This is a genomic window from Nonomuraea solani (genome assembly GCF_900108335.1).
Taxonomy (GTDB): domain Bacteria; phylum Actinomycetota; class Actinomycetes; order Streptosporangiales; family Streptosporangiaceae; genus Nonomuraea; species Nonomuraea solani.
Window position 1 is genome coordinate 39715 of record NZ_FNVT01000039.1, and the last position, 15000, is coordinate 54714.

The following is a 15000-nucleotide window of genomic DNA, read 5'->3' on the forward strand; positions in this document are numbered from 1 at the left end:
AACAACGTCCACCCTCTGTGGAATTTCGTCAGTCTCGGCTAACGTGCATATGTGCCCCCCGAGACAGTCGAGGTTCGTCGCAGTTCTCGTCGCCGGCGTACGGTCTCCGCCTACCGCGACGGCGACAAGACGATCGTGCTCCTGCCCGCCTGGCTGAGCGGCGAAGACGCGGATGAATGGGTGAGCCGGATGCTGGATCGGCTGGCCGCCAAGGAGCGCCGGCGAAGGCCCACCGACGAGGCGTTGCTGGAGCGGGCCAAGGAACTGTCGATCAAATATCTGAACGGCAAGCCCGACCCGGTGAGCGTGCGCTGGGTCGACAACCAGCATCACCGCTGGGGCTCGTGCACCCCGGAGAACGGCACGATCAGGATCTCGACCCGGCTCAAGGGCCTGCCCGAGTGGGTCATCAACTACGTCATCATCCACGAGCTCGTGCACCTGCTGGTGCCCAGCCATGGAGCCGCGTTCTGGGCGCTGGTAGAACAGTATCCGAAGGCGGAGCGGGCGCGCGGGTTCCTCGAAGGGTTCTCCGCCGCGGCCAACATGGCACCGGAGGAGTGTTGACGCGGATCGCCGCGGTTCTGGTACGACGGCACATGGCCCAGGCGGCGCCCTCAGGCGTCGACCCCGGGAAGTTCCTCGAAGCGGTGGCCGAGGACACCTACGAGATGGTCGCGGGGCTCGAACTCGTCACCCCGGTCCTCATCACCAGCGTCCCCGCCCTCGACGACATCGTCTGGCCGGGCACCGAGGTGATCGTCATCGACGACGACGAACCCCTGAAGAACGTGCTCGGCCGTCTGCGCGCCGACCAGGCCGCCGTCATCAACGCCGACGCCCCCGACCTGCCGCCCCTGCTGGTCGGCAAGCTGTTCAGGGAGCTGGGCCGGGCCGAGATCACGATCTGCCCGGCTGAGAACGGCGGCGCCGTCGCCATGGCCTGCGCGCTTCCCGCGCCCGCCTGGGCCGACCCCGACCTGGACGCCCCCGACGTGGCCGCCGCCCTGCGCGCCCAGGCCCCCGGCCCGCGCCGGGTCGCCACCACGCCGGGCTGGCACCGCCTGCGCAGCCGCGAAGACGTCGAACGCCTCGACCCCGGCCTCGAAGGCTGGGACAACACCCGGGCCCTGATCTCGATCAGGGGACAGGGATGGTGAGCCGGGCCAGCACGGCCCGGTGGTCGGTGCCCGGCACGTCGCGCACGCTGACCTCCTGCACGCCGACCCGCTCGTCCACCAGCACGTGGTCGATCGTGATGATCGGCGGCACCCGCTTGTTGGCCGGCCACGTCGGGATCAGCCCGGCCCCCACCTGGTCGGCCGCGTCCTTGTAGCCACGGGACAGCAGCCCGCGCATGGCCGAGTGGTCGAGCGAGGCGTTGAAGTCGCCCGCGATGATCCGTACGACGTCGGGGGAAGCGGACGGAAAGGCCGCCAAAGCCTGTGTCCACTCGCTGACCTGCGGCCCCAGCGGCGGGAATGGATGCGCGTCGATGAACTCGATCGCCTTGCCCCCCGGCAGGGTGATCCGCGCCGCGGGCATCTGGTGCCCGACGGGCGGCATCAGGTTCTCCAGCTCCTGCGCCGGATGCTTGGAGAAGATCCCGCTGCCGCCGGCGCTCCACTCGTCGTACAGCACGCGATGGGGCATCAGCTCCTTGAGCCCGGCCGCGTCCAGGTCGGTGACCATGCCGGGGGTCAGCTCCTGGGTGCTTAGCACGTCGGGGTCGAACTCGCGTACGAGCCGCATGACGGTCGCCACGTCGGCCCGGCCGAACAGCGTGTTGAGCGTCAGGACCTTGAGCGAACGGCCCGTCGCCGCGTCCGCCGTGCCCAGCGCCCTGGGCAGGACGCTGAAGCCGAGCGCCGCCGTCGCGAGCAGGGCGACGGCGGTCGCGGCCCGCTTACGCCCGACCGCGGCGATCAGGAGGGGGACCAGCGAGCCGGCCGCCGCGTACGGCGTCGCGGTCATGATCTGCGTGGGCAGCGACCCGCGTTCGAGCCCCGCCACCCTGGCCACCGCCCAGGCGGCGAACGGCGTCACGGCCACCCACGTCAACGCCGTCCCAGGAAACTTCAAGCGCTTGCGCTGCGGTGTCACGATCGTGCCGCCGACGGCAGAAGTCTCCACGCAGGGCCCCTCCCATTTTGGAACGACACAAAAGACTCTAGCCAAGCACGCGTGAGCCCGAGTTGAGCGCGGCCTGTCCACGTTGGGCCAAGCGCCGCGTCGCCTCGTCGGACGGCTCCGGAATGCGGTTCACGGGGAACCAGCGCAGGTCGAGCGACTCCTCGCTCATCACGGCCTCGGCCCCGGCGGGGGCCACGGCCGCGTATTCGACGTCGAGGTGCCAGCTCCGCGGCGGATGGCACCACACCTCGTGCCGGTCGAGCGCGAGCGGCCCGGGCAGCAGCTCCAGCCCGGCGATGCCCGACTCCTCCAGCGCCTCCCGCAGCGCCACGCCGGCGAGCGAGGTGTCGGCCACCTCGCAGTGACCGCCCATCGGCAGCCACATCTTGGCCTTCGGGTGCAGCGTGAGCAGCACCTGGGACCCGTCGTGCGACAACACCGCCGTCGTCGCCGTCAGATGCCCTGGGGCGCATGCACGCGACATCGCGTCGTCGTGCGCCCGCAGGTGATCGAGGAACTCCGCGCGCAGCGCCTCTTCCCCGAGTGTGGGCGCGGTCCAGCCGGACAGCACCGCCACCGCGTCGTGGTGCAGGCTCAACTCTCGTCGCCCTTGCCGTCGTCGTCGGGCTTGGCCTCGAGCTGGGAGATGTCCCACGCGGCCTCACCGCGTACGAACGCCTCGGGGTCGTCGAGATCGTCGGCCGTCGGCATGAGGTCGGGGTGACCCCACAGCGCGTCGCGCCCTTCGAGCCCGCGCTCGCTCTCCAGCGCCCGCCACAGCGCCGCGGCCTCGCGCAGCCGCCTGGGCCGCAGTTCCAGCCCCACGAGCGTCCCGAACGTCAGCTCGGCGGGCCCGCCCGTCGCGCGGCGGCGGCGTACGGTCTCCGCCAGCGCCACGGCCGAGGGCAGCTTGCCCTCGGCGGCCTTGTCGACCACGGTGGCGACCCAGCCCTCGACCAGCGCGAGCATCGTCTCCAGCCGCGTCAGCGCGGCCTTCTGCCGCTCGGTCTCCTCGGGCTTGAGCAGGTTGCCGCCGCTCAGCGCCTCCTGGATGGCCTCGGGGTTGTTGATGTCGAGCCCGCGGATCTGCTCTTCGAGCGCCGAGGTGTCGACCGTGATGCCCTTGGCGTATTCCTCGACCGCCCCCAGCAGATGCGAACGCAGCCACGGCACGTGCTGGAACAGCCGGTGGTGCACCGCCTCGCGCAACGCCAGGTAGAGCCGGATCTCGTCGGCCGGAATCTCCAGGCCCTCGCTGAAGGAGGCGATCCCGCCGGGCAGCAGCGCGGCCGTGTCGGAAAGCGGCAGCCCGATGTCGGTCGTGCCGATGACCTCACGCGCCAGCGAGCCGAGCGCCTGCCCGATCTGCTGGCCGACCATCATGCCGCCCATCTGCTTCAGCATGCCCATGAGCGGCCCGGCCATCTGCGCGGCCTCGGGGGGCATCCCCGCGCCGCCGAGGGCGCCGCCCATGGTGTCGACCATGCGTTCGGCAATGGGTTCGCAAAGCTTGCGCCAGATCGGAACCGTGTTCTCGATCCACTCGGACCGGCTCCAGGCCTGCGGATTCGACACGCCGCTTGGCAGCGTCGTCGCCTCGTTCAGCCACAGATCGGCCAGGCTGAGCGCCTCGACGATCTGGCGGCGCTCGCCTTCCATGACGCTGGGGTCGCCCTCGGCGACCACGGCGTGCCGGGCGATGTTCTTGGCCATGTCCCAGTTGACAGGGCCTGAACCCTGGGGCGCCGACAGCATGTCGGCGAACTGGCGCATCGCCTGAGCCATCTGCTCAGGGTTGCCGAACATGGCGAACGGGTTTTCGTTGGGGTCGTTTTCGCGACCTGGCAGGTCAGTCACCGCTCTACCTCGTGCAGGATGGAGGAGTCCACATCCGCCACGTTAGTCGTCCTACGGCGGATCAGTGCAAAGTGAGGACCTGGTGCCTACCTCGAAACGCCCGCGCCAACCCGTCGTCGCCGTCACGGGCGCGGCCTCCGGCATAGGCCGGGAGCTGCTCGCAAGGCTCGTATCCGCTGCGGATTTCCGCAGAGTGGTGGCCATCGACGAGGAGCGTGGCGACGTCCAGGAAGCCACGTGGAGGGTGATCGATGTCCGAGATCCGCTCTTGGCGAACCGGATCTCGGACATCGACGTGCTGGTCCATCTGGCCGGTGACTACGCCGTCGACTCCGACCCCGGTGAGCGGCGGGCGTACAACCTGCGCGCCGCCCAGACCGTGCTGACGGCCTGCGCCGCCGCGCGCGTCCGCCGTGTGGTGCTGGTCACAAGCGCGATGGTGTACGGCGCCGCGCCCGACAACGAGGTGCCCCTGGCCGAGGACGCCCCGGTGGCGGCCGAGCCCGACACCGGCGTGGTGGGCGACTTCCTGGAGATCGAGTCTCTCGTACGCCGATCGCCGCGCAGCCACCCCGGCCTCGAGGTGACCGTGCTGCGCCCGGCCGCGGTCGTCGGCCCCGGCGTCGACACGGTGATCACCCGCCACTTCGAGTCGCCCAGGCTGCTGACGGTCAAGGGCTGCAACCCGCACTGGCAGTTCTGCCACATCGACGACCTGGTGTCGGCGCTGGAGCTGGCCGCGCGCGGCGGCGTCAGCGGCATCGTGGCGGTCGGCTCCGACGGCTGGCTGGAGCAGGACCAGGTCGAGGAGCTGTCCGGCATCCGCAGCCTCGAACTGCCCGCCGGGCTCACGTTCGGCACCGCGCAGCGCCTGCACCGGCTCGGCATCACCCCGGCCCCGGCGACCGACCTGCACTACGTCGTCTACCCGTGGGTCGTCGACTGCTCGGCGCTGCGCGAGGCCGGCTGGAAGCCGTCGTGGACCAATGAGGCCGCGTTCGAGCAGCTCCTGGAACTGCGCGAGAACAGGACGACCGTGGTCGGCCGGCGCCTGCCCGTCAAGGAGGCCACGCTCACCGCCGCCGGCGCCACCGTGGCCGTGATCGGCACCGCCGCCATCGTTCGCCAAGTACGTAAGAAGCGGCGCCAGTAGCGAGTTAGGCTCTTTCCGTGGACGTCATCCGCTTGCTCGGCATTCGCGACACCCCGCTCTCCGTGGACGAGGTGCTGGCCGCCGTGGGCGACCACGCCGCGGGCGGGACCACGTTCTTCGTCGGCACCGTGCGCGAGCAGGACCACGGCAAGCCGGTGACCGGGCTCTCCTACTCGGCGCACCCCTCGGCCGAGGCCGAGCTGCGGCAGGTGGCCGAGAAGGTGGCCGCCGACTTCCCCGTGACGGCGCTGGCCGCCGTTCATCGGGTGGGCGACCTGAGGCTGGGCGACACGGCCGTGATCGTCGCCGTGGCGGCGCCGCACCGGGACGAGGCGTTCCTGGCCGCGCGCCGGTTGATCGACGATCTGAAGGCCCAGGTCCCCATCTGGAAACACCAGGTGTTCGCCGATGGCGAGACCGAGTGGGTCGGCGCCGGCGAATAAGCTCATCGACATGTCACGACGCGCCCTGACGCTGCTGCTCGCGGGTTTCCTCGTGCTCGCGCTCGGAGTGGTGGGCGCGTTCCGCCCGGTCCCCTATGTCGTGCTGAGCCCGGGTCCGACGGAGAACACCATCGGCGAGGTCGACAAGAAGCCGGTGATCTCGATCAAGGGCCGCGAGACCTTTCCGACCGACGGCGCGCTGAGCCTGGTCACGGTGGCCTACCAGGGTGGCCCGGCCGCCCGGATCGACCTGCTGACGGCGCTGCGCGGCTGGCTCGACCCCTCCGTCGCGGTGGTCCCCGAGGAGACGATCTTCGCTCCCGACCGCGACCCGAAGGAGGTCGAGGAGGAGAACACGGTCGAGATGACCAACTCCCAAGACTCCGCCACCGCCGCCGCGCTCACCGAGCTCAAGATCTCTTACGACATGGTCGTGACGGTGGTGTCCACGGAGAAGGGCAAGCCGGCCGAGGGCAAGCTGCAGAAGGGCGACGTGATCGCCGCCGTGGACGGCAAGCCGGCCAAGGACGTCAACGCCGTGAGCGACGCGGTCAAGGCGCACAAGCCGGGCCAGAGCGTGCGGTTCAACGTCACCCGCGGCAAAGAGAAGTTCGACGTCACGCTGGACACGGTGGCGGGCCCCAAGGGCCAGCCGCTCGTGGGCGTGCTGATGCAGGCGCAGTACAAGTTCCCGTTCGACGTCGACATCAACGTGGGCGACGTGGGCGGGCCCAGCGCCGGGCTGATGTTCTCGCTCGGCATTCTCGACAAGCTGACGCCGGGCGCGCTCACCGGTGGCAAGCAGATCGCCGGCACCGGCACCATCCAGCCGACGGGCGAGGTCGGCCCGATCGGCGGGATCGCGCAGAAGATGGTCGGCGCCGTGAAGTCGGGCGCCACGATCTTCCTCACCCCCGCCGACAACTGCGCCGAGGCGATGAAGGCCGTGCCCGACGGGCTCCGGCTCGTGCGGGCCGACACGCTGCACGACGCGGTGCAGTCGATCGACGCGCTGCGCACGGGCAAGGGAAACGTGCCCGCGTGCGAGGCCGGATGAAACTTCTGGCGATCGTCGTGCGTTAGCCGTACGGCTGGCACAGCGGTGTAGGTTGCCAGACACGGACCGTTTCTTCATTACGACGAGGGGTTGGCCTTGAGCTTCCGGACCCCAGGAGCCGGCAGGGCGATGCGCTTGCCCCGCCGACCGCGACTGCTTCTGCCTGTGGCGATCGCTCTCGTGGCGATTGTCGCCCTATTTTTTCTCTTTTCGGGTATTTACACCGACTATTTGTGGTTTGACGCGACCGGCTTCACGTCGGTCTTCAGTGGTGTTCTGCTGACCCAGATCGTGCTGTTCCTGGTCGGCGCCCTCCTGATGGTGGGCATCGCCGGCGGCAACATGTTGCTGGCCTTCAGGACGCGGCCGATGTTCGGCCCCGCGATCTTCGGCGGGGGCAGCGGCGCCGACCGTTACCGCATGGCGCTCGACCCCCACCGCAAGCTGATCTTCATCGTCGGCATGGGACTTCTCGCCCTCTTCTCCGGCTCCTCGTTCTCGGGGCAGTGGGAGACGTGGATCAAGTTCATCAACGGCGCGGAGTTCGGCCAGCCGGACAAGTTGTTCGGGTATGACATCTCGTTCTTCACCTTCGATTACCCGTTCATCCGGATGGTGCTGAACTTCCTGTTCACCGCCGTGATCATCTCGATCGCGCTGGCGGCGATCACGCACTACCTCTACGGCGGGTTCCGCCTGCAGTCGCCGGGCGTGCACGCCTCACGCGCGGCCCGCGTGCACCTGTCGGCGCTGCTGGGCGTCTTCGTGCTGCTCAAGTCCGTCGCCTACTACATCGACCGCTTCGGGCTGGTCTTCTCCGACCGCGGCTTCGTGCACGGCGCGTCCTACACCGACGTCAACGCCGTGCTGCCGGCCAAGAACATCCTCGCGATCATCGCGCTGATCTGCGCCGCGCTCTTCTTCGCCGGCGTAGTGCGCCCCGGTGGCATGCTGCCCGGGGTCTCCTTCGGCCTGCTCGTGCTCTCGGCCATCCTGATCGGCGGCGTCTATCCGGCGCTGGTCGAGCAGTTCCAGGTCAAGCCCAACCAGCAGGGCAAGGAGTCGGCCTACATCCAGCGCAACATCGAGGCCACACGGCAGGCGTACAACGTCGATAAGACCGAGGTCGAGACCTACAACGCGCAGGCCGACCCCACCAAGGTCCAGACCAACGGTGACACGTCGGTCTCCGGCGTGCGCCTGCTCGACCCGGCGCTGGTCTCCTCGACCTACGAGCAGACACAGCGGATCAGGGGTTTCTACAACTTCGCCGACCCGCTCGACGTCGACCGCTATCCCGACGGCTCCGGCAAGCTGATCGACCACATCGTCGGCGTGCGTGAGATCGCCGGCCCGGAGGCGAGCCAGAACAACTGGATCAACCGGGCCCTGGTCTACACCCACGGCTACGGCTTCGTCGCCGCGCCCGGCAACCAGGTCGACTCCAGCGGACTGCCCGCCTACGACGCCAAGGACATGCCGGTCACCGGCCCGCTGGTGACCAGCACCGGGCTCAAGGAGCCGCGCGTCTACTACGGCGAGAACATGGGCACGACCGAATACGTCATCGCGGGCGGCAACCCGAGCAGGCCCCAGGAGCTCGACTACCCGAAGACGGGCGGCACGGGCCAGGAGAACACGACCTACACCGGCAAGGGCGGCGTGCCCGTCGGCTCGTTCCTCAACAGGCTCGTCTACGCCGCCAAGTACGGCGAGGCGAACATCGTGCTCTCCGGCGACGTCAACGACAACTCCAAGATCCTGTACGTCCGCAACCCGCGTGACAGGGTCCAGAAGGTCGCGCCCTTCCTCACGCTCGACGGCAACCCCTACCCGGCGATCATCGACGGGCGCATCCAGTGGATCGTCGACGGTTACACGACGTCCAACGACTACCCGTACTCGCAGAGCGAGAGCCTCGACGACATGACGCGCGACACGTCCACCGACCGTCGCGTGATCGCCCAGCAGCCGAGCGACAAGATCAACTACATCCGCAACTCGGTCAAGGCCACGGTCGACGCCTACGACGGCACGGTCAAGCTCTACGCCTGGGACAACAACGACCCGGTGCTCAAGACCTGGAGCAACGCGTTCCCCGGCGTCATCCGCCCGGCCGCGGAGATGAGCGCGGACCTGCGCCAGCACGTCCGCTACCCGGAAGACCTGTTCAAGGTGCAGCGCTACACCCTGTCGCGCTACCACATCACCGACCCGGCCGCCTTCTACAGCGGCCAGGACTTCTGGAACGTCCCCGGCGACCCGACCCAGAACAACAAGAACATCAAGCAGCCGCCCTACTACCTGACCACCACGATGCCGGGCGGCACGCCGACGTTCTCGCTGACGACGACGTTCGTGCCACGGCAGGGGCCCAACCTGGCGGCGTTCATGGCGGTCGACTCCTCGGCCGGCGGTGACTACGGCCGGATGCGCATCCTGCGCATGCCGTCGAGCACCCCGATCCCTGGTCCCGGCCAGGCGCAGAACGCCTTCCAGAGCCGCTTCGCGGGGGAGCTCAACCTGCTCGGCGTCGGTGCCTCGTCCGTCCGGTACGGAAACCTGCTGACGCTCCCGTACGCGGGGGGCCTGGTCTACATCGAACCGGTGTACATCCAGGTGGCCGCGGGCGGTGGCCAGGAGCCGTACCCGATTCTGCAACGGGTGCTGGTGTCGTTCGGCACCAAGATCGGCGTGGCGCGCAACCTGGAGGAGGCGCTGGCGCAGGTCTTCGGCGGGGAGCAACAGCAACAACCCGCCGAGAACGAACAGACGCAGACGCAACCCAACCAGAGCAGCGGCGCGCTGAACACGGCGATCGGCAACGCCAAGAAGGCGTACGCGGACGCGCAGAAGGCGCTGCAGGCCAGCCCGCCCGACTGGGACGCCTACGGCGACGCCCAGAAGCGGCTGGAGGAGGCTCTGAAGGCGCTGGAAGGGGCGAACGCGCAGCCGGCGCCGTCGGCCAGCCCGTCAGCGAGTCCGTCGGCCAGCCCGTCGGCCAGCCCGTCGGCCTCGCCTTCCGCGTCACCGAGTGTTTCGCCGACAGGTTCGCCGCCGCCGTCCCCGTCACCAACGGGGTAGCAGCGCATTCAGTTTGCGCCCACCCCGCGTCACCGGTAGCCTTACAGAGCACGACGACGCGGGGTGGAGCAGTTCGGTAGCTCGCTGGGCTCATAACCCAGAGGTCGCAGGTTCAAATCCTGCCCCCGCTACCAACCGAGAGGCCCGGGATCCGGAAACGGATGCCGGGCCTTTGTCGTGTGCGGGATGGGTGTTCTGAGGCGTGTGGTTCGAGCACTCCTGGAGAGCCTGTATAGTTCTTATTAACACACCGACGCGGGGTGGAGCAGTTCGGTAGCTCGCTGGGCTCATAACCCAGAGGTCGCAGGTTCAAATCCTGTCCCCGCTACTAGAGAAAGTCCCTGGTCACCGGTTCATCCGGTGGCCGGGGACTTTTTTGTTGCCCGGCACCCGCCTTGCTGATTACATGATTACATGACTGAAAAGGCAGTGCCCACGCTCTACGAATGGGCCGGTGGCACCGAGGCTTTCGAGCGGCTCACGGAGACTTTCTACCGCAGCGTCGTCAAGGACGACCTGATCGGGCCGTTGTTCGCCCACATGGACCCCGACCACCCGAGGCATGTGGCCATGTGGCTCAGCGAGGTGTTCGGCGGCCCCGACCGCTACACCCAGGAACGCGGCGGCTACTCCAACATGCTCCGCCACCACCTCGGCAAGGCGATCACCGAGCCGCAGCGCCGCAGATGGGTCAGCCTGCTCATGGACGCGGCCGATGAGGTCGGTCTTCCCGACGATCCCGAGTTCAGGGCGGCGTTCGCCGGCTACATCGAATGGGGCACCAGGCTGGCCAGGCACAACTCCGCGCCCGGGGCGACGCCTCCGCCGCACGCTCCGGTGCCGCACTGGGGGTGGGGGGTCGCGCCGCCGTACCAGCCGTAACCTGGAGGAATGGGAGGCAGGCCCAGGGGGCGGCTACGCGTCTACCTGGGCGCGGCGCCCGGGGTGGGCAAGACGTACGCGATGCTGTGCGAAGGCCACCGGGCCGCCGAGCGCGGCAAGGACGTGGTCGTGGGTTTCGCCGAGACCCACGGCCGGGACCGTACCGCCCGCCTGCTCGACGGGCTGGAGACGCTGCCCAGGCGCACGAGCGTGCATCGGGGGGCGACGTTCGGCGAGCTCGACCCCGGCGCGGTCATCGAGCGCGCGCCCAAGCTCGCCCTGATCGACGAGCTCGCCCACACGAACGCCCCCGGCTCCCGCAACGCCAAGCGCTGGCAGGACGTCGAGGAGATCCTCGACGCCGGGATCGACGTGGTGTCCACCGTCAACGTCCAGCACCTCGAATCGCTCAACGACGTGGTCGAGCGGATCACGGGGACGCCGCAGCGGGAGACCGTACCGGATGAGGTGGTGCGGCGGGCCGACCAGATCGAGCTGGTGGACATGGCGCCGGAGGCGCTGCGGCGGCGGCTGGCCCACGGCAACGTCTATCCGCCCGAACGGGTCGATGCCGCGCTCGCCAACTACTTCAGGGTCGGCAATCTGACCGCTCTGCGGGAGCTCGCCCTGCTCTGGCTGGCGGACAAGGTGGACGAGCAACTCGGCCGTTACCGTACGGACCACTCCATCGCGGGCACCTGGGAGGCCCGCGAACGTGTGGTGGTCGCGCTCACGGGAGGGCAGGAGGGCGACACGCTCGTACGCCGGGCGGCGCGCATCGCGGGCAGGAGCAAGGGCGCCGACCTGATGGCCGTGCACATCGTCCGCGCCGCCGGCCTGGCCACCGGCGACGACCCCGCGAACCTCGTCCGCCAGCGCACCATCGTCGAGGACCTGGGCGGCACCTACCACCAGCTCGTCGGCGACGACGTGCCGCGCGCGCTGCTCGAGTTCGCCCGTGGCGTGAACGCCACCCAGCTCGTGCTCGGCGCGTCGAGACGGCGGCGGCTGCTGTCGCGGGGCGTCGGCGTGACGACGGCGGCGCTGTCGGGGGCGATCGACGTCCACATCGTGCCGCACGAGGCGACCGGGAAGGGCCGGGCGCGGTCGCGGGAGGGGGCGGCGCTGACCGGTGCCCGGCGGAGGACCGGTTGGGGGCTGGCGCTGTTGGGGGTGCCGCTGCTCACGGCGGGCCTGTCCGCCACCGAGCTGACGCTGCCCAGCCAGATCCTGCTCTTCCTGCTGCTCGTGGTGGGCGTCGCCCTGGTGGGCGGCATGTGGCCGGCGCTGACGGCGGCGGTGCTCGGGTTCGGGCTGCTCAACTGGTTCTTCACGCCGCCGCTGCACACCTGGCGGATCGCCGCGCCGGAGAACGTGCTCGCGCTGGCCATCTTCGTGCTGGTGGCGGCCATGGTGAGCACCGTCGTCGACCTGGCGGCCAGGCGCAGCAGGGAGTCGGCGCGCTCCCGGGCCGAGGCCGAGGTGCTGTCCACGCTGGCCGGTCACGTGTTGCGGGGCGAGTCGGCGCTGCCGTCGCTGCTGGCGCGGATGCGGGAGACGTTCGGGCTGGCATCGGTGACGCTGCTCGAACGGACCGGTCCGCCCGGCGAATGGCGCATCGTGGCCACGTCGGGCGGGGAGCCGGCCACGAGCCCGGGCACGGCCGACGCCGACGTCGTGATCGACGACCGGCTCCTGCTCGCCGCGCGCGGACGGGGCCTGGAGGCCGGTGATCGGCGGGTCCTGGAGGCGTTCGCGGCCGAGGCGGCGGTCGCGCTGCGGCAGCAGCGGCTGCGGGAGGCCGCCGAACGGGCCGAGCCGCTGGCCGAGGCCGACCGGATGCGCACGGCCCTGCTCGCGGCGGTCGGCCACGACCTGCGCACCCCGCTGGCCTCCGCCAGGGCGGCGGTCGAGAGCCTGCGCGGCACCGACGTCACCTGGTCGGCGGCGGATCGGGCCGAGCTGCTGGCCACCGCCGACGAGTCGCTGATCAAGCTGAACCGGCTCGTCTCCAACCTGCTCGACATGAGCCGCCTGCAGGCGGGCGTGCTGGGCGTGACCCTGGAGCCGGTGGCGATCGAGGACGTCCTGCCGCACGCCGTCGACGAACTCGGCCCGCTGCGCGACCGCCTGGCCAGCGACATCTCGCCCGAGCTGCCCGAGTTCATGGCCGACCCGGCGCTGCTGGAACGAGTGCTCGTCAACCTGATGACGAACGCCGTCCGCCACAGTCCCGCAGGTGAGCCCGTACTCGTCAGTGCGAGCTGGCACGGCGAGAACGTGGAGATTCGCGTCATCGACCGGGGCCCCGGCATCCCGCAGGAGGCGCATGAAAGGGTGTTCATGCCGTTCCAGCGGCTCGGCGACCGCGACAACCACGCGGGCGTGGGCCTCGGCCTGGCGCTCTCGCGCGGACTCACCGAGGCGATGGGCGGCACGCTCGTTCCCGAGGACACTCCCGGAGGAGGCCTGACCATGACCATCTCGCTGCGGAGGACCGCATGACGCGCGTGCTCGTGGTCGACGACGAGCCGCAGATCCTGCGGGCGCTGCGCGTCAACCTGGCCGCCAGGCAGTACGACGTCGCGCTCGCCTCCGACGGCGGCACGGCGCTGCGGCAGGCCGCGGACTGGCATCCCGACCTGATCATCCTCGACCTCGGGCTGCCCGACCTCGATGGGGTCGACGTCATCGCGGGCCTGCGCGGCTGGACCTCGGTCCCGATCATCGTCCTGTCGGGGCGGGCCGACAGCACCGACAAGGTGGACGCGCTCGACGCCGGCGCCGACGACTACGTGACCAAGCCGTTCAGCATCGACGAACTGCTCGCGCGGGTGCGCGCGGTGACGCGCCGCACCGGTCAGCACGGCGAGGAGTCCGTGACGGTACAGGTGGGCGAGCACGTCATCGACCTCGCCGGCAAGACGATCTCAGGAGGGGTACGCCTCACGCCCACGGAATGGCACTTCCTGGAGATCCTGCTGCGCAATCCCGGCAAGCTCATCAGCCAGCGCCAGTTGCTGACGGAGGTCTGGGGCACGTCCTATCTCAAGGAGACGCACTACCTGCGCCAGTACATGGCCCAGCTGCGCCGCAAACTCGAACGGGATCCCGCGAACCCGGAGCACCTGCTGACCGAGCCGGGAATGGGTTACCGGTTCCAGCCGTCCGCTTCCGAGTAGCCCCTGCTGATCATCACGACCGCTTTCTGTACGGCCCAGCCCAGCAGCAGGAATCCGAAGATGACCTGCGTGATGCGCATCCAGAAGGCAGAGGTCTGGTCCGCGTAAATAACGACGCCGACCCACATCAGGCCAAATGTCCCGACCAGGATGACTGCCAACCAGTTCAACCTTCGCTGCCACATATGCGCAGTCTTGCAGCCGGGTAACCAAGGGCGGGTATGCCCTGAGTTGTAGTTACGTGGGAAGTATGCGGCTGGTGCCGATGCACCGGCGCAGGCGCATCTTCTGCGGGCGCGGCGGGGTGGCGTCCTCGACACAGGCGAGCAGCGCGGCCGCCGTACGGGCGTCGGACAAGATCTGCTGTACGGCCTCGCCGTCCTCCGGCAACTGACCGCGCGCGGCCAGCTCCTGCCTGACGAACACCGTCGGCTCGGGCGCGCCCACCGCCTCGGCGGCCACGGTCGCCCGCGCGGCGGTGAGAAGACGCAGATAGTGGGTACGGAGGACGGCCTCGTGCATCCGGGCGTGTTCGAGGTCGTCGATCAACGTCCTGGCGACTCTCAGCAGGTCTCCAGCGTGGGTCGCCTCATCAGAGAGGAAGGCGCGGATGTCGTCGAACTCCGACCGGGTCATAGCGGGCACCTCCGAGAGCGCAGTCTGCTCGTAGGTACTTCGTACAGAGGGACGATTGCGGATGACTTGCCGACGGCTTGCCTGCGGGTGTCGGCCTGGAGGTCTGCCGGCGAGGTTTGAGCGTCAGGTGGCCAGGGAACGACCTCTGGATTACCTGTTGTGGGCCAGAGTGGGTGCGGCGCCCTGCTAGAGTTGCTTCTCGCAGGGCGGCCAAGAGGTTCCTAGAACCCCTCGGAGATGCCCGGCAAATCCCACTACCTTCTCGGTTCTCTCGATGGTGCGAAGCACTTCGGAGGGGCTGGTAAGTTAGAGGGGTTGTCCCCGAAAGGGACAGCACTTAATTACCGCAGGTCGAGCGAGTCGGGTCAATTTGACAGGGACTTGAACGGCTGAAAGAATTAAGTCATAACGAACGGAAAGTGAACGCCTCCGAGCGGGGATCACGAGAGTGGTTCTGGTGAAGGAAGTACGCGTCCGTTTCTTGAGAACTCAACAGTGTGTTAAAAGCCAGTGCATGATGCACAACCCCGTCATATTGATTGACGGATTCCTTTGGTTGGCATTCATCTTTGG

The 15000-nt window shown here is 69.1% G+C and carries 14 protein-coding genes and 2 tRNA genes; 11 read left to right on the forward strand and 5 right to left on the reverse strand.

Features of this window, described 5'->3' with window-relative positions; genetic code table 11:
- Nucleotides 1-51: 51 nt before the first annotated feature.
- The gene (locus C4V41_RS57660) at nt 52-567 is read left to right on the forward strand and encodes a M48 metallopeptidase family protein (protein WP_200824988.1); all 516 of its coding nucleotides are present in this window, start codon (nt 52-54) and stop codon (nt 565-567) included.
- Nucleotides 564-1160, forward strand: coding sequence for a glycosyltransferase family protein (locus C4V41_RS57665; protein WP_103964540.1), 597 nt, complete (start codon nt 564-566; stop codon nt 1158-1160). The genes C4V41_RS57660 and C4V41_RS57665 overlap by 4 nt, the downstream gene beginning before the upstream one ends.
- On the opposite strand, the gene C4V41_RS57670 is transcribed toward C4V41_RS57665, so the two are convergent.
- From C4V41_RS57670 to C4V41_RS57680, 3 genes are read right to left on the reverse strand one after another with little or no spacing between them, the layout of a single operon-like run.
- Nucleotides 1141-2133: an endonuclease/exonuclease/phosphatase family protein gene (locus C4V41_RS57670; RefSeq protein ID WP_103964541.1), complete on the reverse strand. Its 993-nt coding sequence runs from the start codon at nt 2131-2133 to the stop codon at nt 1141-1143. The genes C4V41_RS57665 and C4V41_RS57670 overlap by 20 nt on opposite strands.
- A 37-nt stretch (nt 2134-2170) precedes the next feature.
- Nucleotides 2171-2731 carry an NUDIX hydrolase gene (locus C4V41_RS57675; RefSeq protein ID WP_103964542.1) on the reverse strand — a complete coding sequence of 187 codons (561 nt, stop codon included), beginning with the start codon at nt 2729-2731 and terminating at the stop codon, nt 2171-2173.
- A complete protein-coding gene (locus C4V41_RS57680) occupies nt 2728-3990 on the reverse strand; it encodes a zinc-dependent metalloprotease (RefSeq protein ID WP_235031047.1) in 1263 nt (420 codons plus the stop codon). Before C4V41_RS57680 ends, C4V41_RS57675 begins: the two co-directional genes overlap by 4 nt.
- A 79-nt stretch (nt 3991-4069) precedes the next feature.
- On the opposite strand from C4V41_RS57680, the gene C4V41_RS57685 reads away from it, so the two are divergent.
- The 9 genes from C4V41_RS57685 (at nt 4070) to C4V41_RS57725 (ending at nt 13791) form a co-directional block, all read left to right on the forward strand.
- The gene (locus C4V41_RS57685; RefSeq protein ID WP_103964556.1) at nt 4070-5143 is read left to right on the forward strand and encodes an NAD-dependent epimerase/dehydratase family protein; all 1074 of its coding nucleotides are present in this window, start codon (nt 4070-4072) and stop codon (nt 5141-5143) included.
- A 17-nt stretch (nt 5144-5160) separates the two neighbouring features.
- Nucleotides 5161-5586 carry a molybdenum cofactor biosynthesis protein MoaE gene (locus C4V41_RS57690; protein ID WP_103964544.1) on the forward strand — a complete coding sequence of 142 codons (426 nt, stop codon included), beginning with the start codon at nt 5161-5163 and terminating at the stop codon, nt 5584-5586.
- Nucleotides 5587-5596: 10 nt separating this feature from the next.
- Entirely contained in the window at nt 5597-6643 is a 1047-nt protein-coding gene (locus tag C4V41_RS57695; RefSeq protein ID WP_103964545.1) for a YlbL family protein, read from the forward strand.
- Between the two features lie 129 nt (nt 6644-6772).
- Complete coding sequence (locus C4V41_RS57700; protein WP_103964546.1) at nt 6773-9727, forward strand: UPF0182 family membrane protein; 2955 nt, start codon at nt 6773-6775, stop codon at nt 9725-9727.
- A 57-nt stretch (nt 9728-9784) separates the two neighbouring features.
- Nucleotides 9785-9861, forward strand: a tRNA-Met gene (locus tag C4V41_RS57705).
- Between the two features lie 120 nt (nt 9862-9981).
- Nucleotides 9982-10055: transfer RNA gene (locus tag C4V41_RS57710), tRNA-Met, on the forward strand.
- 86 nt (nt 10056-10141) lie between these two features.
- Complete coding sequence (locus C4V41_RS57715; protein ID WP_103964547.1) at nt 10142-10609, forward strand: group II truncated hemoglobin; 468 nt, start codon at nt 10142-10144, stop codon at nt 10607-10609.
- 9 nt (nt 10610-10618) lie between these two features.
- Entirely contained in the window at nt 10619-13114 is a 2496-nt protein-coding gene (locus C4V41_RS57720) for a sensor histidine kinase (protein ID WP_103964548.1), read from the forward strand.
- Nucleotides 13111-13791 carry a response regulator gene (locus C4V41_RS57725; protein WP_103964549.1) on the forward strand — a complete coding sequence of 227 codons (681 nt, stop codon included), beginning with the start codon at nt 13111-13113 and terminating at the stop codon, nt 13789-13791. Before C4V41_RS57720 ends, C4V41_RS57725 begins: the two co-directional genes overlap by 4 nt.
- On the opposite strand, the gene C4V41_RS57730 is transcribed toward C4V41_RS57725, so the two are convergent.
- Together C4V41_RS57730 and C4V41_RS57735 are read right to left on the reverse strand one after the other, a co-directional pair.
- Nucleotides 13761-13952, reverse strand: a complete 192-nt coding sequence (locus C4V41_RS57730; protein WP_235031048.1) for a hypothetical protein — start codon at nt 13950-13952, stop codon at nt 13761-13763. The genes C4V41_RS57725 and C4V41_RS57730 overlap by 31 nt on opposite strands.
- 76 nt (nt 13953-14028) lie before the next feature.
- Nucleotides 14029-14427: a hypothetical protein gene (locus C4V41_RS57735; RefSeq protein ID WP_103964551.1), complete on the reverse strand. Its 399-nt coding sequence runs from the start codon at nt 14425-14427 to the stop codon at nt 14029-14031.
- Between the last annotated feature and the right edge of the window lie 573 nt (nt 14428-15000).